The sequence below is a fragment of the Enteractinococcus helveticum genome (genome assembly GCF_001657475.1).
Lineage (GTDB): Bacteria > Actinomycetota > Actinomycetes > Actinomycetales > Micrococcaceae > Yaniella > Yaniella helvetica.
In genome coordinates this window covers 20,984-40,330 of the sequence record NZ_LXEY01000017.1, presented here as the reverse complement: position 1 = coordinate 40,330, position 19,347 = coordinate 20,984, and the positions used below count along the sequence as shown (strand labels likewise).

The window sequence follows — 19,347 nt, the reverse complement described above, 5'->3', positions numbered from 1 at the left end:
CTTTGGAGCGTTCCCTAGGTCACTGGAACGGTTTCCAACCTAGTGGCTTTGCGTGGCCGCAATATTGCGCCCCGGTAAACTCCAGAGCAATTTAAGCAACCGGTGTGGGCTGCTGTTCAGTCTGCTTCTTTGCGGCCGTAGCGACGGCGGCTTCGAATTTGGCTGCCCGACGCTTGCGTTGCCAGATGGCCAGAATAATCGCGCCAATGATGAGCACAACGATGATCAGCCAGACCCACGAGATCAATACGATCGTTTCGGAATGCGTCGTGGAAACCAACTCAGCATCAATCTCGTCGTCGCCAACAATCTTCGGCACGGCTTCCAGATCCACCGAACCAAAGACCAGTGGCCATACATGCTCGTTGGTGGTTTCAAAACTCATCGTATCGCCGGGCAGGATTTCACGAACCTCGCCGATAGACGAGCTGACGTAATTCCACCCGAACAGCCCGGAGGTGGCCACGGTGGTATCGGTACCCAAGCGCACGTTGCCGGCATTGGTAACCGAATACCGGGTGGTCACCTCACCTGGGGCAAAGGGATTCCATGATGGTGAGTAGGTGGTCTCAATATCGTCGATCTGCAACGTTGGCACAATATCGCCGGTGACGCGCAGGTGGGTGCGTACCCCGACGCGGGAGAGGACGTTGAGCTCTTCGGCCTGTTCCGCAAGTGAGGCAGTTATACCGGCGGGGTGATCTCCCGGGGTGGCGTTGTCGGGCACCGTGACGGTGAAATCAACGGTGGCTTCATCTTCGGCTGCTACGGTGATGGTTTCTTGTTCCAGTTCAAACCAGGTCCCGGCACCTTCAGATGCTGCATCGGGACTCAGCACGTCAAAGGCCCCGGATTCCGAGGTCATGCCATCTGCTGCTGTGAGTTGGAAGGTCACAGGTTGTTCGGTGTAGTTGTTCAGCGTCACGGAGTCGCTGTAGCTAGCACCGGGGTCAATTTCAGCGCGGATGGATACTCGGTCATCCGGGTGGTCTTCGGTTTCGGCGGGGGTTAGGGAGAAAACGATCTCTTCAGATTCGGTCTCGGCGTGGGCCGGGATCGTAGCGAGGCCAGACAGGAGAAGCGCTAATGAGGTAGCTGCGACAGAACGAAAAGTGTGTATATGTTTCATGCGTCTCTAGATATGGCTGTGGCCGGAGCGAAATGCCCCGGCCGCAGCGTTGATCAATTACAGGGCGAGCAGTGCTGTGTTAGTCCAGTGGGAACAGTGACAGCGACAGGCCACCCTGGTAGGTACCTTCTTGCGTATCTACTGGGACTTCTAATTTCAGGTCGGCGGCGAGGCTGGTGGAACCAAAACGGGTCTCAGCGTCTGCTGAACCCAGGGTCTGTGGGACAGCGAGGCCTTCGCCGTCGCGCAGCTTACCGGTGACTTCGGTACCTGGGGCAGCACCGTTGGCGGAGTCCATCACGAATGGCTGCCAGCCGAGGTAGTTTGCGGTTAGGGTTGAACGACCGGTTGTCAGGTCTGAGGACTGACCAGATACGGCCCATCCGGCTGCATCAGCGCGGGTGTCAGTGACCTTGATTTCTGGCAGGGTGCCGTGCAGACGCAGGCGGTCGCCAGCGTTACGAGCGTTCTCCAGCTGTGCAGTACCCGGGGTGACTGATAGGGTCAGCGCGCCGTCTTCAGTGTTGCCATTACCGTTTGGATCGAAGCTTTCGACTTCTGCTTCGATCTGGATGTCACCTTCTGCAGGCTGCTGGGTTTGCTCCCATGCCTCGAAGATGGTGTTGATGGGGTCAACGTTATCCAGGTAGTTGCCGCGCACTGGGTCTTCCATGGTTGCGGTGGACATGATGTCTTGAGCACCGGCACCGCGAACGAAGAATGGGACCAAGTGGTTGGTGTGGTCCCCGGAGTACCAGCCAACGTTTGGCGTTTCACCGGCATTACCAGTGATCGGGTGGAAGCCTTCTTCGTCGCCCCACAGGTAACCGGTTTCGTGGTCTGCAGTGACTATGACCAGGGTTTCATCCCAGGAAGAGTTTTCGTTGACCCAGTCGATGACCGTATCAACGGAGTTGAAGAAATCTTCGGTTTCTTCAATGTTGCGCACGGTCTGGTTTGCGTGACCGGTCCAGTCGATCGCGCCGCCTTCGATCATCAAAGAGAAGCCTTCGTCGTTCTGGTCCAGAACATTCAGGGCACCTGCGGTCATGATTGGCAGATCTGGCACGTTGGTGTTAAAGGGGTCGCCGGCAACTTCATTGGTACCGGAGTTTTCACGGTTCTGCTGCAGGGTGGTTGCAGCCTGTGCTAGACCGAAAGCCTTTTCTGGCAGGTCTTCACCGTTAGCCCAGGCCTCGAAGTCGTCAACAGTTTCGCCGTAGTCCCAGTCGGTCTGGCCGTGACGCAGCCGGTCCAGATCGTTTTTGGAAATGTGATTGTAGTTCGGGTTGGAACGCTGTTCGCCGTTGTCGTTCCACTCCGGGTGTCCGGCGCCCATGACAACGTCGAGGTAGTCGGCGTCGATCATGTCCTTGCCGATTTCCAGATAGTTGTTGCGCGACGCGTTGGAAACTGCGAATGCGGCGGGGGTTGCGTGGTTGTACTGCACCGAAGAAATTACGCCAGCGGAGCGGCCGGTTTCAGCGGCAACCTCGGACATGTTGGTCAGGTGCTCACCGGTTGTTGGGTGCAGCCCGAGGGTACCGTTGGTGGTCTTGACGCCGGTGGCCATGGCGGTACCGGCAGCCGCGGAGTCAGTCACGCCGTGGTTGGCCCAGTCAAAGTTTGACCACGCTTCCGATGGCGAGTAGTCGGTCCCGCCGTGAGGGGTAGTTTGCAGTCCGACGAGGTCGAAGGTCTCTTCGAATTCTTGAACTGCAGCACCGTTGACCTGTTGGACGGTACCGTCCTGGTTGGTCTGTGTCTGGTATCGAGACTGACCAGATTGGTACACGTTGGTGTTCACGACGTGCTGGTAGCCCATGCCGTCGCCGATCATGTAGATAACGTTTTTTGGTCCGTGGTTTTCCGGGGCAGGTACTTCAGTGTCGGCAAATGCTGGGGTGGCCAGCAGTGCAAAAGACACCGAGGTGGTTGTCACAGCTGTGACAACGCGTGCAAGTGATTTGCGCATGAGAGTTCTTTCTACGTGCAACACGTTTATCTGGTGTGGTTTGAGCAAGCCTGAGCTCGCATTGACAGACACTAAACATGCTGCATGACGCCGAAGTCACTGATTCGTTGAAAGTTTATGAATTCGGGGTAACCCCGCCATGTGGCGTTAGGATATTTTTATGACCACACCTGCCCCGACCCTGCGACTTATTCAAATTTCCGATCTGCACTTGGTAGAAGAAGGCAGACTGCTGCGCGATGTGATGGACACGCCAAACCGCATGCGTGACGTCCTTGACCGGGTGCTCACGCTGGGGCCGGCCGCCATTATCTTGTCCGGTGATCTTGGGCAACGCAATCACTATGTTCACGATGATTTAGCGGCCTACATTGGACATTTTCAGGAACAACTGGGCGTCCCGTTCATTGCGATTGGCGGCAACCACGACCCCATTGATGCAGTCGGTCAAGCCTTTAACCTGGCAAAGATCGCCTCCGGTCCAGAACTGGGTGACACCGTCCATGATGTCCAGGGCCTACGGATTATCGGCTTAGATTCGCACGGCGTCGGGAGTAACTATGGCCATCTGACCCAACAACAACGTGACTGGTTGGCCCAGATGATCGCCGAGCCTGCCAAATACGGCACGCTGCTGGTGGTCCATCATCCGCCGATCCCTTCAACAACAACAGCCCAACGTGGGTCGGGTCTGCGAGATGCCGACAAACTCTATGAGGTCATCAAGGATTCTGATGTGCGGGCCATTTTGTCGGGCCATTACCATTACCAGGTTGCTGGGACGTTGGGACATATTCCAGTATGGGTCTCGGCTGCGGCGTCATATAATTTCGATCTCTTTGCTCCGGGCGACATCCTGCGGGGCATGGCAGATGGGTGGGCAACCATCGTAGATGTCTACCCACAGACCGTAACGTTCTCATCGTTATTACTGACCCACCGTGATGAGGTGTTTGCAAAAACCGTTGGCTGATACACGTTCGACACCGGAGTCTTTCCGAAGGCTGTATGAGATCCTGGATGCGGCCATTGATCCAGGCAGCTGGTGGCCGGCCGAAACGCATTTCGAAATCGGTGTCGGTGCGATCCTGACCCAGAACACTGCCTGGACAAACGTCGAACAGGCCATCGACGCGCTACATGCCAATCGGTTGCTGACCCCCACTGGTATTGCCGCTGTAGATTTCAATGGTCTCAAAGAACTCATCCGACCCGCCGGGTTTATGAACGCCAAAGCCACGTATCTGAAAAACTTCACCACCTGGTATCTGGCAAACTACACCACTGCCGGCGAACTGCGCACCGACCAGTTACGAAACAACCTCATGGCGGTGCATGGCATCGGGCCAGAAACCGCAGATGTGCTGATGCTATATGTGTACGAGCGGCCGGTGTTCATCTGGGACAATTACGCCAGGAGGCTTCTGACTGCAGCCGGTTACGCGGTACCCAATGGCTACGAAGCCGCACGACGTGCACTCACTGCACCCATGTTGGCATCCGAGCTCACCACCACTGAACACCAACGTTTCCACGGCCTGATTGTGCAATCGGGCAAATATGCTACCGCGGCCGGTGGCTGGGAAAACTATTGGCACCAGTTGCATCAGTAGTGTTCTCACCAGCTTCTCATGACCGGCTCATATTCTTCTCATCTGGGTGCACAACCATGGGAAACAGCGCCTCAGGTGCTTTCGAAACCTCATCACGAAGGATTGTCGCATGTCACACCCACCGCGTTCATCTGGCCGCGCTCGCCGTGCGATTGTGGTTGGGTCTGGCCCCAATGGTCTCACCGCGGCAGCCCTGCTGGCTCGAGCCGGCTGGCGGGTCGACGTCTATGAACGCAATGCGCAACCCGGGGGAGCTGCGGCGTCAGCAGGCACTCTCGGAGCGGAAACCATCGTGGACCTTGGCGCGGCAGGACATCCTTTCGGTGTTGCCAGCCCCGTGTTTCGTGACCTGGATCTGACCTCACACGGCCTGGAATGGGCCCACACCGAGGTTCCCATGGCTCATCCGCTGCCACACGGTCAAGCCGCTGTGCTCTATCAGAATCTGACGACGACGGCGGAACGCCTGGGCCCCGATGCTCGACGGTGGCGACAGGTACACCAGCACATGGTCGAGCACATCGATGAGCACCTGACGAACCTGCTGGGACCGATGCTACGGATCCCACCACACCCGCTGCGGCTGGCACGATTCGCCCCCACCGCACTACCGTCGGCCTCTTGGTTGACCAAAACCCTGTTTAGCACTGAAGCCGCACGGGCCTTGTTTTTAGGGTCGGCGGCCCACGCGGTCGTCCCCTTATCGCAACCATTCACCGGGGCCTTCGGCACACTATTTGGTGCGTTGGGCATGACGCGCGGCTGGCCGGCAGCCCGTGGCGGCACCAGCAGTATCATCTCAGCGTTGGTCTCGGTGCTCACCAGCCATGGTGGTCAACTGCATCTGAACCACGAGGTCACCAATCTGGCTGAGCTGCCACACGCCGATGCGATCATCTTGAATGTCACCCCGGCCCAAGTACTGCGTCTGACAGGACAACACAACATTGCCGCCCACGCGCTGGCGACTTCGACACGGCGTCGGCTGGACACGTGGCGCTATGGCACCGCTGCCTACAAAGTCGATTTCCTATTGGATGGGCCCATTCCCTGGACCAATCCAGAGGTTGCAAAAGCCGCCACCGTCCACGTTGCAGGCAATAGTCGTGAACTGGTGCACGCCTCGGTTGAGGTCGCGGCGGGCCGCATGCCGCGCTATCCGTTTGTTATGGTGGGCCAGCAACAAGCAGCCGACCCCACACGATTCACCGGGCAGGACACCAACACCACGGTGGTGTGGACCTACGCACATGTGCCACACGGTTATCGGGAACCAGAACGCGGGGAAATCGCTGGTTTGATTATGCACCAGATCGAACGCTTTGCCCCGGGCTTTGCAGCGCGCATTCGAAAACAGGTCTCAACATCACCGGCAGCCCTGGAAACCTGGAACCCCAATTTGATCGGCGGAGATATCGCCGGCGGAGCCATGACCGGGCTCCAAGCTCTCCTCCGTCCCGGCCTCACCCTTGATCCTTACCGACTCAGAACTCGAACGAAACACTGTGCTGACAGCCCACGTTTATACCTGGCATCGTCGTCGACCCCACCGGGTGCCGGCGTCCATGGCATGCCCGGAGCCTGGGCGGCACGAGCCGTGGCTCGTGATTTTTCTGATTAACACCGAAAGGAAGACCCACTCGCCATGTCGACGCTCTCACATCTGACATCTCGCCTGATCAAACCACCCCAACAACCAGCCGTGACCAACCGTGACCTGTGGGCGGTTGCCGGCTATGCAGCGTTTGCCGGGGTCCTCTTATCACCGCTGCGTCATTACCTCGGTACCCCACGGGAGATAAAGCGCAAGAAGGTCGAACACGACTCGTTTCCGATGTCGACCTACCCGATGTTTTCTGCCGATCGGAAGGGTCGGGTGACGGTCCCACACGTCGTCGGTATAACCTCCCAGTGGGAGCGCATCCCACTGCATTACCGTCATTACGGCACCGGCGGTCTGAATCAGGTGCGCAAACAAATCGCTCGCGGGATCCGTCGCGGTGAGGCTGCAAACATTGCCCAGCGGTACGCCGATGCACTGGCAGCCGCCCCGCGACGCAACGAGACAGACGTTGTGCGGGTTCTGGTGGTGCGCAGCCGGTTTCGGTTCGATGACTACTTTTCCACCACCGACCCCTCCGACCAGCCGTTTCGAGAAACCATCCACGCCCAATGTGAGGTAGGCGGCGTTGCCGAATTGCTCGAGGAGCATATCGCATGAAACACCGTAACCTTCTGTATCGCGTGGTCAATACCCTGCGGCCCGCTGCCCAACCGGTGCGTCCAGCGGTGCTGCGGCTCAGCGCCGGAGCGTTTACGATCTGGAATAATATGCGTCGTCGTGCAATGTTCCGCACACTGCATGCACAAGATGCCTCGAGTTTTTATCCGGTTGGCCCGGTGAAGGTCCTGCGTCGACCACTGCCGCCCACAGTTGCCAATGTGCTCTTTGATGCTGCCCAGGTCACCAACGTGTTGGCAACACTGGGTGTGGCCCACCGCGTGACCGGACCGGTCAATGCGGCGCTGCAGCTGTGGACCCTGAGCTATCGCAACTCGTGGGGCATGATTTTCCACAACGACAATATGGCGCTGCTGCACCAGATGGTGCTGGGCACAACTCGCAGTGCCGACGCACTGTCGGTGGATGCCCTAGTGAAAGAAAAAACCCTGACCCCGCAGCGGTTTGATCGCGCCTACGGCGGGATCCCCACGGCAATGAATATCGCCACGGTTGCGGTGTATTGTATTTCCGGGGTGGCCAAGGTTCGCAGCCCACAGGGTGGGCCTGGGCCAAAGGCAACACCCTGCGTGATCAGATCGCAGCCGATGCGATCCGAAAAGAAGTCTTCGGTACCACAGCCCCAGACCCCGCAGGCGACCTGTACAACGCCCGCGAATTCTTCACGCTGGCCGGGGTCGCCACGCTGCTCATTGAACTGGGCGCACCCATCTCGATGGTCAATAGACGCTGCGGACAGATCTTCTCGATCGCAGCCTGGGGCATGCACGTGGGCATCCGTTACATTATGGGAATTAAATTCACGTACAACACCTCGGGGGTCTCCTATCTGCCCTACTTACCGGTAGGTTCCCAGCTGTCCTAGAAAAGTGCTGGGAATTTGCTTGAAGCAGGGTGAATTTCATATGAACTTTTCAGCATTTCTGAGCGGCTAGATCCGCAGCATCATGCGGATGCAGGATGATTCATGAGAGGCCTCTCATGGAACCGTCATGAAAACCTCATGATGTGTTGCTGAACTAGTCTTACTCGAACCGCAACGGATGAAAGGTCTCCACCATGACCAGCATATTTGTCACCCCAGACACAACCGATATGACTGACCGGTCAGCATCACTGCACCCCCTCACGGACCAGCTGCCTCCGGTCGTGACTCGAGTAGATATGCCGTCACGAGTGCAGGCCTCGTATACAACCCGTTTCGTGGGGGCTGCAGTTGATGAGAACCCGGCCGCTTTCCACCTGCTTTTCGGTGATTCCGTGGTGCCACGCAGCGGCGACGTCGTCATCGCCCGGGTCACCGAGATCCTGAACCACAAACGCGTCGAGACCCCAGCGTCTCGCAAAGCCATCCTGTTTCAGGGCGCGCTGATCATGCTGGCATACGGCAACCGCTATGCTGCAGACCAGTTCTTGGCCCACGTGCCAGACTCGCTTCAACCCTGCCACCTGGTTGCCGCCGGCGGCATTGCAGGCACTGTGACACTGGCCCACGAGGACATGGAAGACCCCACGATCATCGAGCCGATCGGTCTGCTGGCCAACCAACACGGTGTGGTCAATATTGCCGACTTCGCCCCGCACCGCATCCCGGCTCATGCCGACGCCGTCCCACCGGTGCTGGGCAACCAGCGTCGTCCAGAAGTCATTGCCGTGTTGGGTACGGCTATGAACTCGGGTAAATCCACGACCATGGCGTGCCTCATCAACGGGCTAACCGCCTCGGGCCGCCGGGTGACCGCCGGTAAAATTACTGGAACCGGTGCTGGGAACGACCCCATGATCTATCATGACGCCGGTGCCGCCCGCGTCTTAGACTTCACCGACTTCGGTTACCCCACAACCTTCAAACTCAACATGGCCGATATCAAAGCTCTGACCCTGGGCCTGGTCGAAGAGCTTTCCGACGCTCAGACCGACGTCGTCGTCGTAGAAATTGCCGACGGGATTTACCAGGAAGAAACCGCCCAGCTGCTGCGCGATGAGGTCTTCCAGGACACCATTGATCAGGTGGTTTTCTCGGCCACCGATGCCCTGGGCGCTCGCGCCGGGGTCCAGGAACTCCAGGCCGCTGGACTACACGTGGCCGTGGCCTCCGGGGTTATGACCGCCTCACCGCTGGCCACGATCGAAGCCCGCCAGGTACTCGATGTGCCGGTCATCCCAACCTTTGATCTGACCCACCCAGAAGAGGCGGCAGCACTGCTGGTGCGCTCATGACACAATCCACGCATACCTCGGCGGCTCAACCCAACCAAGCAGCCGGTCCCGCGGATACCGCCGCGCAGAAAAAAGCCGAGCGCATGCCAAAAGTCTGGCGCGGCCGACGCCGGTACCTGCTGATCGCCCTGGTGATCCTGGGCATTATTCAAGCGGTACTGGCGCTGGTCATGGCGTTGACGGTCGACGGGCTGCTGTCTGGACTGTCAACCACCGATCCGGCCGCCCAGGACCACACCCCTCCGTGGGGGACCATGGCGGGGCTGGCCGGTGCCGTGCTGGGCATCGGGGTGGCCCGCTGGGTCGAACGTGTGGTGGCCGAAGATCTTGGCCAAGACTACGTCTATGAACAACGACGACGCCTCGTCGCCGCCGCACTGCATAACATCGGTAACCGGTCGCTGGGCGTGGTCGTCACCCGCGCATCCAATGATCTCACGGCAGTGCGCAACTGGATCGCCCAGGGGATCGTGCCGATGCTCACGGCCCTACCGCTGGTCGCGGTGATCCTGGCCGGCCTGGCAATCACCAACTGGCCGGTAGCCGTCACCGTGGCCATCCCGCTGGCGGTTACCGGGTTCATGATGCCGTTTCTGGCCCGCCGAGCCCGCGAACGGGCTCGCACCGTGCGCCGGTATCGAGGTCGCATGTCGGCCCGGATTGCCGATACGGTCCAGGCCGGGGAATCCGTCCAGGTTGCCGGTGCTGTGCGCCGCGAACTCAACGCCCTGGATCGTGACTCCTCCAGAGTTGTGGGTGCCGCAGTCCACCGCGCTCGCATTACCGGGTTCATTCGCGCCCTGACCGTCACCGCAGCCAGCCTATGTACCGCAGGCGTGGTCTACCTGGCGGTACTGGGTATTATCGACGTCGCCGGCGTTGCCTCGATCATGACGCTGCTGGGTGTTATGGCCACCCCGATGAGCGACCTGGGACGCGTGGTTGAATACCGACAAAACTTCCGAGCCGCTCGACGCATCATCGCCCCGATCCTGAACTCCGCCAAAGACATCCGGCGTGCCGTCCGCGCCCAAGAGCGCTCCTGGAAATCCGCACAAGCCGACGCTGCGGATAACGAGGACGAATCGTCCGAGAACAACGGCGGCACGCCCCTTCCACAACGGGACTACCAGTCCGGCGTCGTCATTGAAAATCTCACCGTGGATCGCACTCAGCTACCAGACTTACACGCTCAAGCCGGTGAACGCATCCTGGTGGATTCCATTGATGCCGAAAAAATCCACACCGTGCTCAAAACCATCCTGATCCAGGGCGCTAACCCGCTTGAATCCGACGACGACGACCAAAACAGGCCGGTCATTTTGATCGATGGCATTGAATACGACGCCGCACCACCGGCTGTGCGCCGCGACCTCGTAGGGGCGGCCTCCATTCATGTGCCGCTGCAGCGCGGTTCGGTGCAGCGGTTGGTCTCCTACAGATCACCGAAAGCCTCGGTCGATGAGGTCAAAGGCATGCTGCATCAAGTGGGTCTGAGCCCGCTGGTCTACGTCGAGCACAAGGGTCTGAAAACCATGTTGAAAAACGACGGCGAACCCTGGGCTCGTTCCGATGTCGCCCGGCTCAAAATCGCCCGCGCAATGCTAGGCACCCCGCCGTTGCTGATGTTAGAAAATGTCGACGCCGCACTTGATGAAGATGGCTTAGCCATGCTGCGCCGACAACTGCGCGACTATCCGGGCGTCGTGTTGTTTTCATCCTTTGCCCCACAGCAGATTTTTGAAAATACAGAATTCCGGCGCTGGTCGTTGGACTGACATAGCGTGCTGCGCCGAGATGCCCCAGACAAAAATAACTTCGTCCCGTCGTGCCGATGATAGCCAGTGGCGGGACGAAGTATATTGCAGGTAAACGGATCGTTTAGGGCAGCACCACCTGAGGTGGTTGAGTCGTAGGATCCGCAGGGCCGGTGTCACGTTGCGTCGGCGTATGTTTGGTGGCGGTCAGCCCGACAGCACCACCAAGGAATGCATAGACTGCGAGCGTCACCGTCAACCACACGGGCAACGCCATCCCAGCCGCCGCCATTCCGACCTGGGTAGCACCGATGGCCAGACCAGCTAAGGCGTACGCGAGGTAGATGATCTTGCGGGCCTTGGGTGGTAGATAATCTTGGATGAGGTATGTTTCGGGCATGGAAACCTCCTGCTGATCCTCGCAGCTGATGCACCTCGCGTAGCTGCTGGTGCTATCTCATTTTAGTGGATCTGAGCCCTAAAACATCAGTCTGAGGAGTAAAAAAACTTGACTGGAGAGTGCCAAAAACATCGGCAAACACAATAGGTCAACGCGAAACTGGTGAGTCGAAGTTCTGCAAGATCACGCGGACATAAACAGAGCGGGTGACGGGAATCGAACCCGCGTATCTTGCTTGGGAAGCAAGCGCTCTACCATTGAGCTACACCCGCACAATGTGCAACGGCCAGGGTCGCCGTCGTCATTGGTACAAGAAATATCTTAACACCTCGTGGCGTTGAACCTGTGCATTAGGGAAATGTTGCGATTTGCTCACCGTGAAAACTGACTACTGAATGTGACGCAATCGCTTGCATCGCATGGGGGATAAGGAAGAATACAAGGCATGACTTCGGCACCATCGACTCCTCGTATCCGCGCCTCTGAACTGGTTGGCGAAACCTGGTTCAACATTGGCGATAAAGACTTGAGCCTCAAAGATCTTCGCGGCAAGATCGTGATCTTAGACTTCTGGGCATTTTGCTGTGTCAACTGCCTGCACGTGCTCGACGAACTGCGCCCGCTGGAAGCCAAATACTCCGATGTGCTGGTGACCGTTGGCGTACACTCACCAAAATTTGATTACGAGGCCGAAACCTCGGCGGTGGCCGCAGCGATCGAACGCTACGACATTGCCCACCCGGTGCTCAATGACCCAGAATTAATCACCTGGCAGGCCTACACAGCACGCGCGTGGCCGACCCTGGTGGTCGTGGATCCGGAAGGCTACGTGGTGGCCCACCTGACCGGTGAAGGACACGTGTCCGGATTGTACTCGCTGATCGACCAGCTCATTGAAGAACACGATGCCAAGGGCACCCTGCACCGCGGAGAGGGACCATACGTTGCACCAGAACCGGTGGCACGTGACCTGAAATTCCCGGGCAAGGCCATTGCGCTCGGCGCTCGCGGGACCCAGACCGGTTCGTTCTTGGTTGCCGATACCGGCCACCACCGCCTGGTTGAGGTCGCCGACGATTTGGAAACCGTGCTGCAAACCATTGGTGGTAATGGCACGGGAGATTCGGTTTCCGAAGCGGCTGCCCAGGCCAATCCCGAACTGATCTCCGTGCGTGGCCATGCCGACGGCGGCCGCGAGATCGCACTGTTCAACGAGCCACAGGGTCTGGCTCTTCTGCCCGAAGACATCGCCGCCCAGGTTGGTTACGATGTGCTGATCGCAGACGCAGTCAACCACCGACTGCGCGCCGTGAACCTGGCCACCGGAGAGGTCTCGACCGTGGCCGGCAACGGCGTGCAACGTTTGATCGACTCCGAGCGTGTCCAGGCAGAAGCCGATAGCGACGATGCTGAAACCGTGGACCTCGCACCGTTTGCCACCGAGGCTGTGCAAACCTCACTGTCGACCCCGTGGGATGTGCAGTACTCGGAAGCCGAGTCCAAAGCGATCATCGCGATGGCCGGTACCCATCAGCTGTTCTCGTATGACCCGGTGAGCAAGCAACTGGCGATCTATGCCGGTACCGCTCTGGAGGGTCTGCTCGATGGGCCCGCAGATGAGGCCTGGCTGGCGCAGTCCTCTGGGCTGTCCATTGATGCCGAGGGCACCCTGTGGGTTGCCGATTCCGAAACCTCGGCTGTCCGCTATGTGATCCCGTCGACCAAGAGCGACTCAGGGAAACCAGAAGTAGGCACCGTGGTCGGCACCGGACTGTTTGATTTTGGTTTCCGTGACGGCAAACCCCAAGACGCCCGCCTGCAACACCCGCTGGGTGTCACCAACCTGCCCGATGGCTCGGTGCTAATTGCCGATACCTATAACCACGCGATTCGTCGCTGGGCACCACAAACCCTGAACCCGGATGGCACCACCAAACCGGCCGAAGTCACCACGGTCGCCCGCGACCTGCAAGAACCCTCCGACATCCTGGTCGAAACCGATGCCGAAGGCACAGCGGTATCGATCGTCGTCGTCGAAACCAATGCCCATCAGCTGGTGCGCATCTCGGTGCCCGAAAAATTCCTACACGTCGACGAGGGCGCAATGCAGGTGCAGCGCCCACCAACCAAGCTGGTTGCCGGCGATGTGCCGATCAACATTTCGTTCACCGCACCCAAGGGCCAGAAGCTCGATGACCGCTGGGGCGACCCAACTCAGCTGACCATCTCCTCAACTCCGGAAAACCTGTTGCTGGAAGGCGAAGGCCGCGAAACCGGGCTGACCCGCCAGCTGAGGCTCAACCCAGAGATCACCGAAGGCGTCCTGCATGTCACCGCACGTGCTGCCGCATGCGATGGCGAGCACGGCCAACCGATCCCGGATTCCGCCGCCTGCCACCTGTACCAGCAAGACTGGGGCATTCCGGTAACTATCCACGCGGATACTTCCGACGGCGCACACGACAAACTGGACCTCGACCTGCGCGGTATCCACTAAAATCCAGACTCAACACAACCATCCGTTCGGGATAGACTAGGCACCAAACGTGTCGTCTACCCGAACGGATGTGTTGTTTCATGGCCACTCTGATCGCACACAGCCCCGAACCAGCAACCCAACACTTCGTCGACCGCCTGGCCACCCTGTTGAAAGAGCAGCGAGGGGTCACCATCGCCGTTGTGGACCTGGCACGCGCGGCCCGCTACGTCGATAACGTCGACGCCGTCATTGTGGTTGCCGAAGCCACACAAGAAACCTTCAACCACCCGGCACGAAACTTCTTGACCGCCCAATACGCTGAACTTGAGAGTAAATCGCTATTCATCGTCGCGCTGGGCACCGCAGCAGGACCGACCGAAACCCAACAGATCGCCATGGATGCCTTTGACCCCCGCGACACCGCCTATTTCCGCACCGATTCGCTTGATGAATCAGCGCTGAACGCCTGGGTCGGTCAAATTACCCTCCACGGTGTCGCCTAGCTACTGCCAGTCGGGGCGCACCCGCAGATTCTCTGGCGTCAGCTCCAACTGCGCAGTCATCTCGAAGGGTTCCTCGTGGCGCACTTCTGACTGCTGACCCGACCCAATATCAATCTCTTGGGCATTGAGCACGGCAGTGGCCATGATCCGATCAATCGTCGGCTCGGATTCCTCCCAGGAGTACTGCACCTCTGGAACATCAATCGACCAGTTCACCGATTCCGGCACAATCCGGTTGGTTGTTTCATATCCAAACGGACAGCCGGTGGGCTTCAACACCTGCTGCTGCGTGCACCGCTGCAGCTGTTCTTGTACTTCTTGGGTGATGGCGTCATCGACCGCCTGGGTCGGTTGGACTTCGAATTCAAAATCCGTATGCGCGCCAGCCGCCAACACATCGTGGGCGAGCAGTTCTACCGGCTCAGCGACTTCTAAATACGTGCCGTGATACTCAAGTTCCATGGACGACGGCGCAAAAGCCGCCAGCGTTGCCGGGGAACCATTGAGCCCCAGCAGGGGAGTGGGCTCATCGTTGATGTGAGCCACCGGTTCATCTGCCTTGGCATTTTCTGGCATTTGCAGCGGCGTCAATTCAACTTGTTGTAACGGCAGTGGATGCAGCTGCCACGTGTTAAAGAACAGCCACGAGGTGTCCACCTTATCGACCACAATCGAGGTTGACTGGGCCTCATCGTGCGCATCCTGATAGCGGATCTCAACTACTTGCTGGGATACTTCTGCATCTCGAAAGCTGTCCGGCACGTCGGCATCGGTCGCCACGATCTCGGCGTCTTCTAGCATTGCAGCCGAGGCGGCCAACGCCTCACCGTCCAATAACACCGTGGAGATCGTCTCGGGAGCATTTTCCGCCAGGTACCCCTGCGACAGCGCCATCGCCGTGGAACCGTCACCGGCACGCAGTGCATCGACGTATTCCTCGACGACCGACTCAGCGTTATATACCAAGGAATTCAGCAGCATAATGACGGCGGCAGCAACAAGTACCAGTGCGCCGATAATGATTCCCCAAAAGCCCGGCCGGGTCGCAACAGGCCGCTGTCTGGAAGTTTTGGGCACCTTAATGTCCTTCGAGATGACGGATAATGCTCTAGGCTAACAGACCCGCAACGAGGATCATCGCCGGTATCGCAAGAATCGTCGTCACAAACACGGTGTCTCGGGCAACAATCAGTCCGGTGTTATAGCGAGACGCCGAGACAAACACGTTTTGCGCCGTCGGCAAAGATGCTAAGACCGCAGCCACCAGAACCTCGTGCGCGTCCAGCTGGAACACAAACTGAGCCAGGAGCCAGGCGACGAGCGGGTGAATGATCAATTTGATGGTCGCCGCCAGGACGGTGTCGCGACGTCGTCCCTGTTCCTTATCCAGTGGACGGGAACCAACTAAGGAAATCCCAAAGGCCATCAGCATGGTAGGAATCGCGGCACCGGCGATGAGCGTAATGGATTCGTCTAAGGGTTTCCACAGTTGCCACTCGGTGACTGAAAACAGCAAACCCGCCCCAGAACCGATGATCAACGGGTTGCGGATCACGGTGGCAAAGATGCGCCCCAGACTGCGCCAGAAGCCGGCGCGCACCACCTTGGTGCTCGAAGTCCGGTCCTGTGATTCCTTGAGCGTCTGGGTGTCGAGGACGAATACATAAATCGGCGTATAGATCGCCAGTTGAAACAGAATCACCGGCGTTGAATAGCTGGCATCTCCCAGCACATAGGCGGCAATCGGAATGCCCAGGTTCGCAGAGTTAATTAGTGACGCCGAGAGGGCGGCAATCATTTTCTCGGAGCCACTTCGCTGCGTGAGGAGAAAACGTGCGCTGATCAGATACAGTCCGGCGGCAATGCCTGCCGAGAGAGTTGCGATCCATAGTTGTGGTCCCAGGACTACAAACACGTTGCTGTTGGATAAGGTGTTGAACAGCAGTGGGGGAGACGCCACGAAGAACGCTACCCGGGATAGGACCGGTTGGGCGTTCTTTCCCAGTGCACCAGTTTTCCCGACTGCATACCCGACCAGGATGATCAGCCAGATAATGAAAAACCCCGACAGAACCTGTGACACTGGTACCTTTCGTCAAGTAGTGGCGTCACGACATCATTCGTGACGGCGATGCACCTGCACTAAACTACACCCGGTACAACCCGGAAGCGCCCCGAGATAGGAAGTAATGGCTGACCAACAACGCAGACGAACCAGAATCTGGTGGCTGTCTGGAATTCTAGCTATTCTCGGTGCAGGTATTGCAATGTTTGCTGCAATGGAACTGTTTGTTGTCACTCTGGTGACCGTGGGTCTCGCTGTTATTGTGACGATCCTGTTGGGTTCGGTCCTCGCTGAGGCCGATAAATAGGATTATCCCACCCAATTTATGCGCCATGAGTGAAATATGGCCGCTGCACTGGGTGTAGCCTGACTCACTTTGGTAGCGACCTTGTGTCCTGTGGGCGGAAATTTGCTCACGTTGCGTAATTCCGAGGCGGGAAATCGCGGAATTCTGCGGTAGTTTAGCCTTTCGTAACCAATTAGGGCACATTGAATGTTCGCTAATTTGGTCAGCCCAAATTGTCTGGAACCGGTGGTCGTGGCGCGATATATTATGAGTAGTTCAAAAGAAGATGTTGAACTGCAGTACGAATGAATATCAGGAGGGAGCAGCTTTGATTCATCACCAGAATAAGAACACACTACTGGGTGGGCTGGGTGCTGCGGTTGCCGTCCTGTCTGCATTGGTCGTTGTGACAGCGATCGCTCAGATGTACGCGCTTACCGTCAGCCTCATTATTACTCAGCTCGCCGTCCTGGCCGCTATTGGCTATGTCTACACCAAGGCCCGCGAACAAAAGAATGAAATGTTTTGTGCCAGCCTTACCGTAAGTAAATAGGCCACTTGCACCCCACCTCATGACAAAAGCATAACTTTCAGATGGAACCGCCCCCGGTGTCGAGCTTCGATGCCGGGGGCTTGTTATTCTTATAGTGAGCCACGCGATATGAACAGGAAGGCTTGCCATGTCACAGTCGGCGCAAGAAGCACTCATCGTCCTCGGTGGGACAGGAAACCTCGGGTCGCAGGTGCTGCCAATACTGGCAGATGCTGGATATCACCTTGTCGTATTTTCTCGGCGACAGGTCTCAGGCCCACCCTATGATGACCCACGGATCAGCCTTGTAGTGGGCTCATTGGATGACACAGCGTGTATTGATTCGATGGTGACAACCGCGCTGCAATATGCACACACGCTTCGCGGGGCACTGTTTTTGAATGGTGGCTATACCGGTGATCAGGGCATTGGCGCCGATGGATTTACCGAAGCTCTCCAAGACATGATGGACAAAAATGTCTACCCAACTACCAAGGTCCTCTCCAGGATTCTGCCGCACTGGCAAACTCATGGTGGGGGCACGGTCGTGCTAACCTCTGCAACCGCGGTCGAAAAACGGTTCGCCAAAGGCGGGGCCTATGCCACATCAAAGATGGCGGTCGATAGCTTGGCCCGACAAATCCAGCGGGAATACAATTCCGAAGTTGTCGACGTCCATGTCTTACGTCCAAAAATTATTGGAACCAAAGAGGGCCAGAACGCGCCTGCGGATCTTGCCCAAGAAATGCTAGATGCTATTCGCCCTGGCGAATAGCTCACGGTGCTGGTGCCGGTGGAAAGGAGCAGCCATGACCCGGTCCCTCACAGATGCAGAACGAACGTTGATTAGCGCCATGATTACCAGCGCCAAAGCATCCGACCCTGATCGTTTAAAAGGGTCCGTCGCCTGGCGAAACTGGCGTCACGATCTCCACGAAATGATAGACCGTCTGTCGGTTGGAAAACTGTGCGACTGTGGCAAGTGCCCATCATTCCAGTTACTGGTTGACGGACATGAAGTGCCGCCGAGCCAAGAGCCCATCATTCTGGAAGCCTTTATCTCCGAAGGCATCGTCATGCTATTTATAGACAACGGCAAACCGTCCTACCTTGAGATCGCTCCCAATCTAGATGTCAAAGTCGATCTGCCGCCCGAATCCGCGCTGATTTTCTAATCGATGCTTCGCCACGGCACGCCTGGTGCCATAATGAAAGCCTCAACCGGATCGTGCGCTAGCGTTAAGCTGTGCTTTTATCGGATCGTGATATCAAGAAGACATTAGAAACTGGTCGGATCGGTCTGGATCCCCTGGATGTTGCCATGGTGCAACCGGCCAGCGTGGATGTACGCCTAGATCGGTACTTCCGGCTGTTTGATAACCACAACTACCCCTTCATCGACCCGGCCATAGAACAGGCCAACCTGACGCGCATGGTTGATGTAGAACCAGACCAGCCATTTATCCTCCATCCCGGAGAATTTGTATTGGGCTCAACCTATGAAAAAGTAACGCTGGCCGACGACGTTGCTGCTCGTTTAGAAGGTAAATCTTCCCTGGGGCGCCTGGGCTTGTTGACGCACTCCACCGCAGGCTTCATTGATCCCGGATTCTCCGGGCATGTCACGTTGGAACTATCCAACATGTCGACCCTGCCAATAAAACTTTGGCCGGGCTCGAAAATTGGGCAGATGGCATTCTTTGCCCTGACCTCACCATCCGAGCACCCCTACGGTACCGGGCCAAACCTTAACCGCTATCAGGATCAACGCGGACCGACTGCCTCCAGGTCACACCTGAATTTCCACCGATCTATCATCGAACGGTAGACGTCAGCACCTCCTCAGTCTCAACCCCACGTCAGGGGCAAACTGCCGCTGAAATCTACGACGCAAATTTTGTTGCGCTGATAACAGAACGCCACTTGAAACTGCTTCATATTCCGGCTTCGGGTACCGTCTGCGAGGTGGCACGTCAGTTTACTGATGGCGCTTTTTCGGCGTCAGATCGGGGTTTTCAACTGTCGCATCGATGTGCTGACGAAAGGAAGCACGTTCGTAAACTTCAGTTCGCTGATGAGTAACACAACGGTGATTTTTGTAATGCTCTTGATCCAGGTTTCGTGGGATAAACCAAACTAGAACCGA

19 protein-coding genes and 1 tRNA gene are annotated in these 19,347 nt (G+C 57.7%); 14 read left to right on the top strand and 6 right to left on the bottom strand.

What is annotated here, in order from left to right; translation table 11 throughout:
- Window positions 1-91: 91 nt before the first annotated feature.
- Window positions 92-1,129, bottom strand: a complete 1,038-nt coding sequence (locus A6F49_RS06550) for a WxL protein peptidoglycan domain-containing protein (RefSeq protein WP_043057783.1) — start codon at window positions 1,127-1,129, stop codon at window positions 92-94.
- A gap of 79 nt (window positions 1,130-1,208) precedes the next feature.
- Entirely contained in the window at window positions 1,209-3,104 is a 1,896-nt protein-coding gene (locus A6F49_RS06545) for an alkaline phosphatase (RefSeq protein ID WP_043057784.1), read from the bottom strand.
- A gap of 160 nt (window positions 3,105-3,264) precedes the next feature.
- Here A6F49_RS06545 and A6F49_RS06540 point away from each other — a divergent pair, with 160 nt between their 5' ends.
- The 7 genes from A6F49_RS06540 (at window position 3,265) to A6F49_RS06510 (ending at window position 10,957) form a co-directional block, all read left to right on the top strand.
- A complete protein-coding gene (locus A6F49_RS06540; RefSeq protein WP_052504843.1) occupies window positions 3,265-4,077 on the top strand; it encodes a metallophosphoesterase family protein in 813 nt (270 codons plus the stop codon).
- On the top strand, window positions 4,070-4,717 hold the full coding sequence (locus tag A6F49_RS06535; protein ID WP_201120265.1) for an endonuclease III domain-containing protein: 648 nt from the start codon (window positions 4,070-4,072) through the stop codon (window positions 4,715-4,717). The genes A6F49_RS06540 and A6F49_RS06535 overlap by 8 nt, the downstream gene beginning before the upstream one ends.
- Before the next feature lie 109 nt (window positions 4,718-4,826).
- The gene (locus A6F49_RS06530) at window positions 4,827-6,338 is read left to right on the top strand and encodes a phytoene desaturase family protein (protein ID WP_043057786.1); all 1,512 of its coding nucleotides are present in this window, start codon (window positions 4,827-4,829) and stop codon (window positions 6,336-6,338) included.
- Window positions 6,339-6,362: 24 nt separating this feature from the next.
- Window positions 6,363-6,938 carry a hypothetical protein gene (locus A6F49_RS06525; protein WP_052504844.1) on the top strand — a complete coding sequence of 192 codons (576 nt, stop codon included), beginning with the start codon at window positions 6,363-6,365 and terminating at the stop codon, window positions 6,936-6,938.
- Window positions 6,935-7,807: a hypothetical protein gene (locus A6F49_RS06520; protein WP_235604890.1), complete on the top strand. Its 873-nt coding sequence runs from the start codon at window positions 6,935-6,937 to the stop codon at window positions 7,805-7,807. The genes A6F49_RS06525 and A6F49_RS06520 overlap by 4 nt, the downstream gene beginning before the upstream one ends.
- A 211-nt stretch (window positions 7,808-8,018) precedes the next feature.
- The gene (locus A6F49_RS06515) at window positions 8,019-9,179 is read left to right on the top strand and encodes a DUF1611 domain-containing protein (protein WP_201120264.1); all 1,161 of its coding nucleotides are present in this window, start codon (window positions 8,019-8,021) and stop codon (window positions 9,177-9,179) included.
- Complete coding sequence (locus A6F49_RS06510; protein WP_052504845.1) at window positions 9,176-10,957, top strand: ABC transporter transmembrane domain-containing protein; 1,782 nt, start codon at window positions 9,176-9,178, stop codon at window positions 10,955-10,957. Before A6F49_RS06515 ends, A6F49_RS06510 begins: the two co-directional genes overlap by 4 nt.
- Window positions 10,958-11,060: 103 nt before the next feature.
- Here A6F49_RS06510 and A6F49_RS06505 read toward each other — a convergent pair whose 3' ends face one another.
- Together A6F49_RS06505 and A6F49_RS06500 are read right to left on the bottom strand one after the other, a co-directional pair.
- Window positions 11,061-11,336, bottom strand: a complete 276-nt coding sequence (locus A6F49_RS06505; RefSeq protein WP_043057787.1) for a hypothetical protein — start codon at window positions 11,334-11,336, stop codon at window positions 11,061-11,063.
- A 201-nt stretch (window positions 11,337-11,537) separates the two neighbouring features.
- A tRNA-Gly gene (locus A6F49_RS06500) sits at window positions 11,538-11,608 on the bottom strand.
- Between the two features lie 173 nt (window positions 11,609-11,781).
- Here A6F49_RS06500 and A6F49_RS06495 point away from each other — a divergent pair.
- Together A6F49_RS06495 and A6F49_RS06490 are read left to right on the top strand one after the other, a co-directional pair.
- The gene (locus tag A6F49_RS06495) at window positions 11,782-13,833 is read left to right on the top strand and encodes an NHL domain-containing thioredoxin family protein (protein WP_043057788.1); all 2,052 of its coding nucleotides are present in this window, start codon (window positions 11,782-11,784) and stop codon (window positions 13,831-13,833) included.
- A gap of 80 nt (window positions 13,834-13,913) precedes the next feature.
- On the top strand, window positions 13,914-14,318 hold the full coding sequence (locus A6F49_RS06490; RefSeq protein WP_043057789.1) for a flavodoxin domain-containing protein: 405 nt from the start codon (window positions 13,914-13,916) through the stop codon (window positions 14,316-14,318).
- On the opposite strand, the gene A6F49_RS06485 is transcribed toward A6F49_RS06490, so the two are convergent.
- Window positions 14,319-15,395 (bottom strand): hypothetical protein, encoded by a 1,077-nt coding sequence (locus A6F49_RS06485; RefSeq protein ID WP_043057790.1) that lies wholly within the window; start codon window positions 15,393-15,395, stop codon window positions 14,319-14,321.
- A 31-nt stretch (window positions 15,396-15,426) separates the two neighbouring features.
- Window positions 15,427-16,401 carry an AEC family transporter gene (locus tag A6F49_RS06480; protein WP_043057791.1) on the bottom strand — a complete coding sequence of 325 codons (975 nt, stop codon included), beginning with the start codon at window positions 16,399-16,401 and terminating at the stop codon, window positions 15,427-15,429.
- A gap of 106 nt (window positions 16,402-16,507) precedes the next feature.
- Between A6F49_RS06480 and A6F49_RS06475 the strand changes: the two genes are divergently transcribed.
- The 5 genes from A6F49_RS06475 (at window position 16,508) to dcd (ending at window position 19,029) form a co-directional block, all read left to right on the top strand.
- Window positions 16,508-16,690 (top strand): hypothetical protein, encoded by a 183-nt coding sequence (locus A6F49_RS06475; RefSeq protein ID WP_043057792.1) that lies wholly within the window; start codon window positions 16,508-16,510, stop codon window positions 16,688-16,690.
- A 307-nt stretch (window positions 16,691-16,997) separates the two neighbouring features.
- The gene (locus A6F49_RS06470) at window positions 16,998-17,222 is read left to right on the top strand and encodes a hypothetical protein (protein WP_150119413.1); all 225 of its coding nucleotides are present in this window, start codon (window positions 16,998-17,000) and stop codon (window positions 17,220-17,222) included.
- A 127-nt stretch (window positions 17,223-17,349) separates the two neighbouring features.
- On the top strand, window positions 17,350-17,976 hold the full coding sequence (locus tag A6F49_RS06465; RefSeq protein WP_043057794.1) for an SDR family NAD(P)-dependent oxidoreductase: 627 nt from the start codon (window positions 17,350-17,352) through the stop codon (window positions 17,974-17,976).
- A 34-nt stretch (window positions 17,977-18,010) separates the two neighbouring features.
- Window positions 18,011-18,376, top strand: coding sequence for a hypothetical protein (locus tag A6F49_RS06460; RefSeq protein WP_043057795.1), 366 nt, complete (start codon window positions 18,011-18,013; stop codon window positions 18,374-18,376).
- Window positions 18,377-18,447: 71 nt separating this feature from the next.
- Window positions 18,448-19,029 (top strand): dCTP deaminase, encoded by a 582-nt coding sequence (dcd, locus tag A6F49_RS06455; RefSeq protein WP_043057796.1) that lies wholly within the window; start codon window positions 18,448-18,450, stop codon window positions 19,027-19,029.
- Window positions 19,030-19,347 lie beyond the last annotated feature (318 nt).

What these genes read in the sequence shown, in the direction of transcription:
- A6F49_RS06475 (WP_043057792.1), top strand. Translation starts at nt 16,508, where the DNA reads ATGGCTGACCAACAACGCAGACGAACCAGAATCTGGTGGCTGTCTGGA.
- A6F49_RS06515 (WP_201120264.1), top strand. Translation starts at nt 8,019, where the DNA reads ATGACCAGCATATTTGTCACCCCAGACACAACCGATATGACTGACCGG.
- A6F49_RS06530 (WP_043057786.1), top strand. Translation starts at nt 4,827, where the DNA reads ATGTCACACCCACCGCGTTCATCTGGCCGCGCTCGCCGTGCGATTGTG.
- A6F49_RS06495 (WP_043057788.1), top strand. Translation starts at nt 11,782, where the DNA reads ATGACTTCGGCACCATCGACTCCTCGTATCCGCGCCTCTGAACTGGTT.
- A6F49_RS06520 (WP_235604890.1), top strand. Translation starts at nt 6,935, where the DNA reads ATGAAACACCGTAACCTTCTGTATCGCGTGGTCAATACCCTGCGGCCC.
- A6F49_RS06460 (WP_043057795.1), top strand. Translation starts at nt 18,011, where the DNA reads ATGACCCGGTCCCTCACAGATGCAGAACGAACGTTGATTAGCGCCATG.
- A6F49_RS06525 (WP_052504844.1), top strand. Translation starts at nt 6,363, where the DNA reads ATGTCGACGCTCTCACATCTGACATCTCGCCTGATCAAACCACCCCAA.
- A6F49_RS06465 (WP_043057794.1), top strand. Translation starts at nt 17,350, where the DNA reads ATGTCACAGTCGGCGCAAGAAGCACTCATCGTCCTCGGTGGGACAGGA.
- A6F49_RS06505 (WP_043057787.1), bottom strand. Translation starts at nt 11,336, where the DNA reads ATGCCCGAAACATACCTCATCCAAGATTATCTACCACCCAAGGCCCGC.
- A6F49_RS06540 (WP_052504843.1), top strand. Translation starts at nt 3,265, where the DNA reads ATGACCACACCTGCCCCGACCCTGCGACTTATTCAAATTTCCGATCTG.
- A6F49_RS06510 (WP_052504845.1), top strand. Translation starts at nt 9,176, where the DNA reads ATGACACAATCCACGCATACCTCGGCGGCTCAACCCAACCAAGCAGCC.
- A6F49_RS06545 (WP_043057784.1), bottom strand. Translation starts at nt 3,104, where the DNA reads ATGCGCAAATCACTTGCACGCGTTGTCACAGCTGTGACAACCACCTCG.
- A6F49_RS06490 (WP_043057789.1), top strand. Translation starts at nt 13,914, where the DNA reads ATGGCCACTCTGATCGCACACAGCCCCGAACCAGCAACCCAACACTTC.
- A6F49_RS06550 (WP_043057783.1), bottom strand. Translation starts at nt 1,129, where the DNA reads ATGAAACATATACACACTTTTCGTTCTGTCGCAGCTACCTCATTAGCG.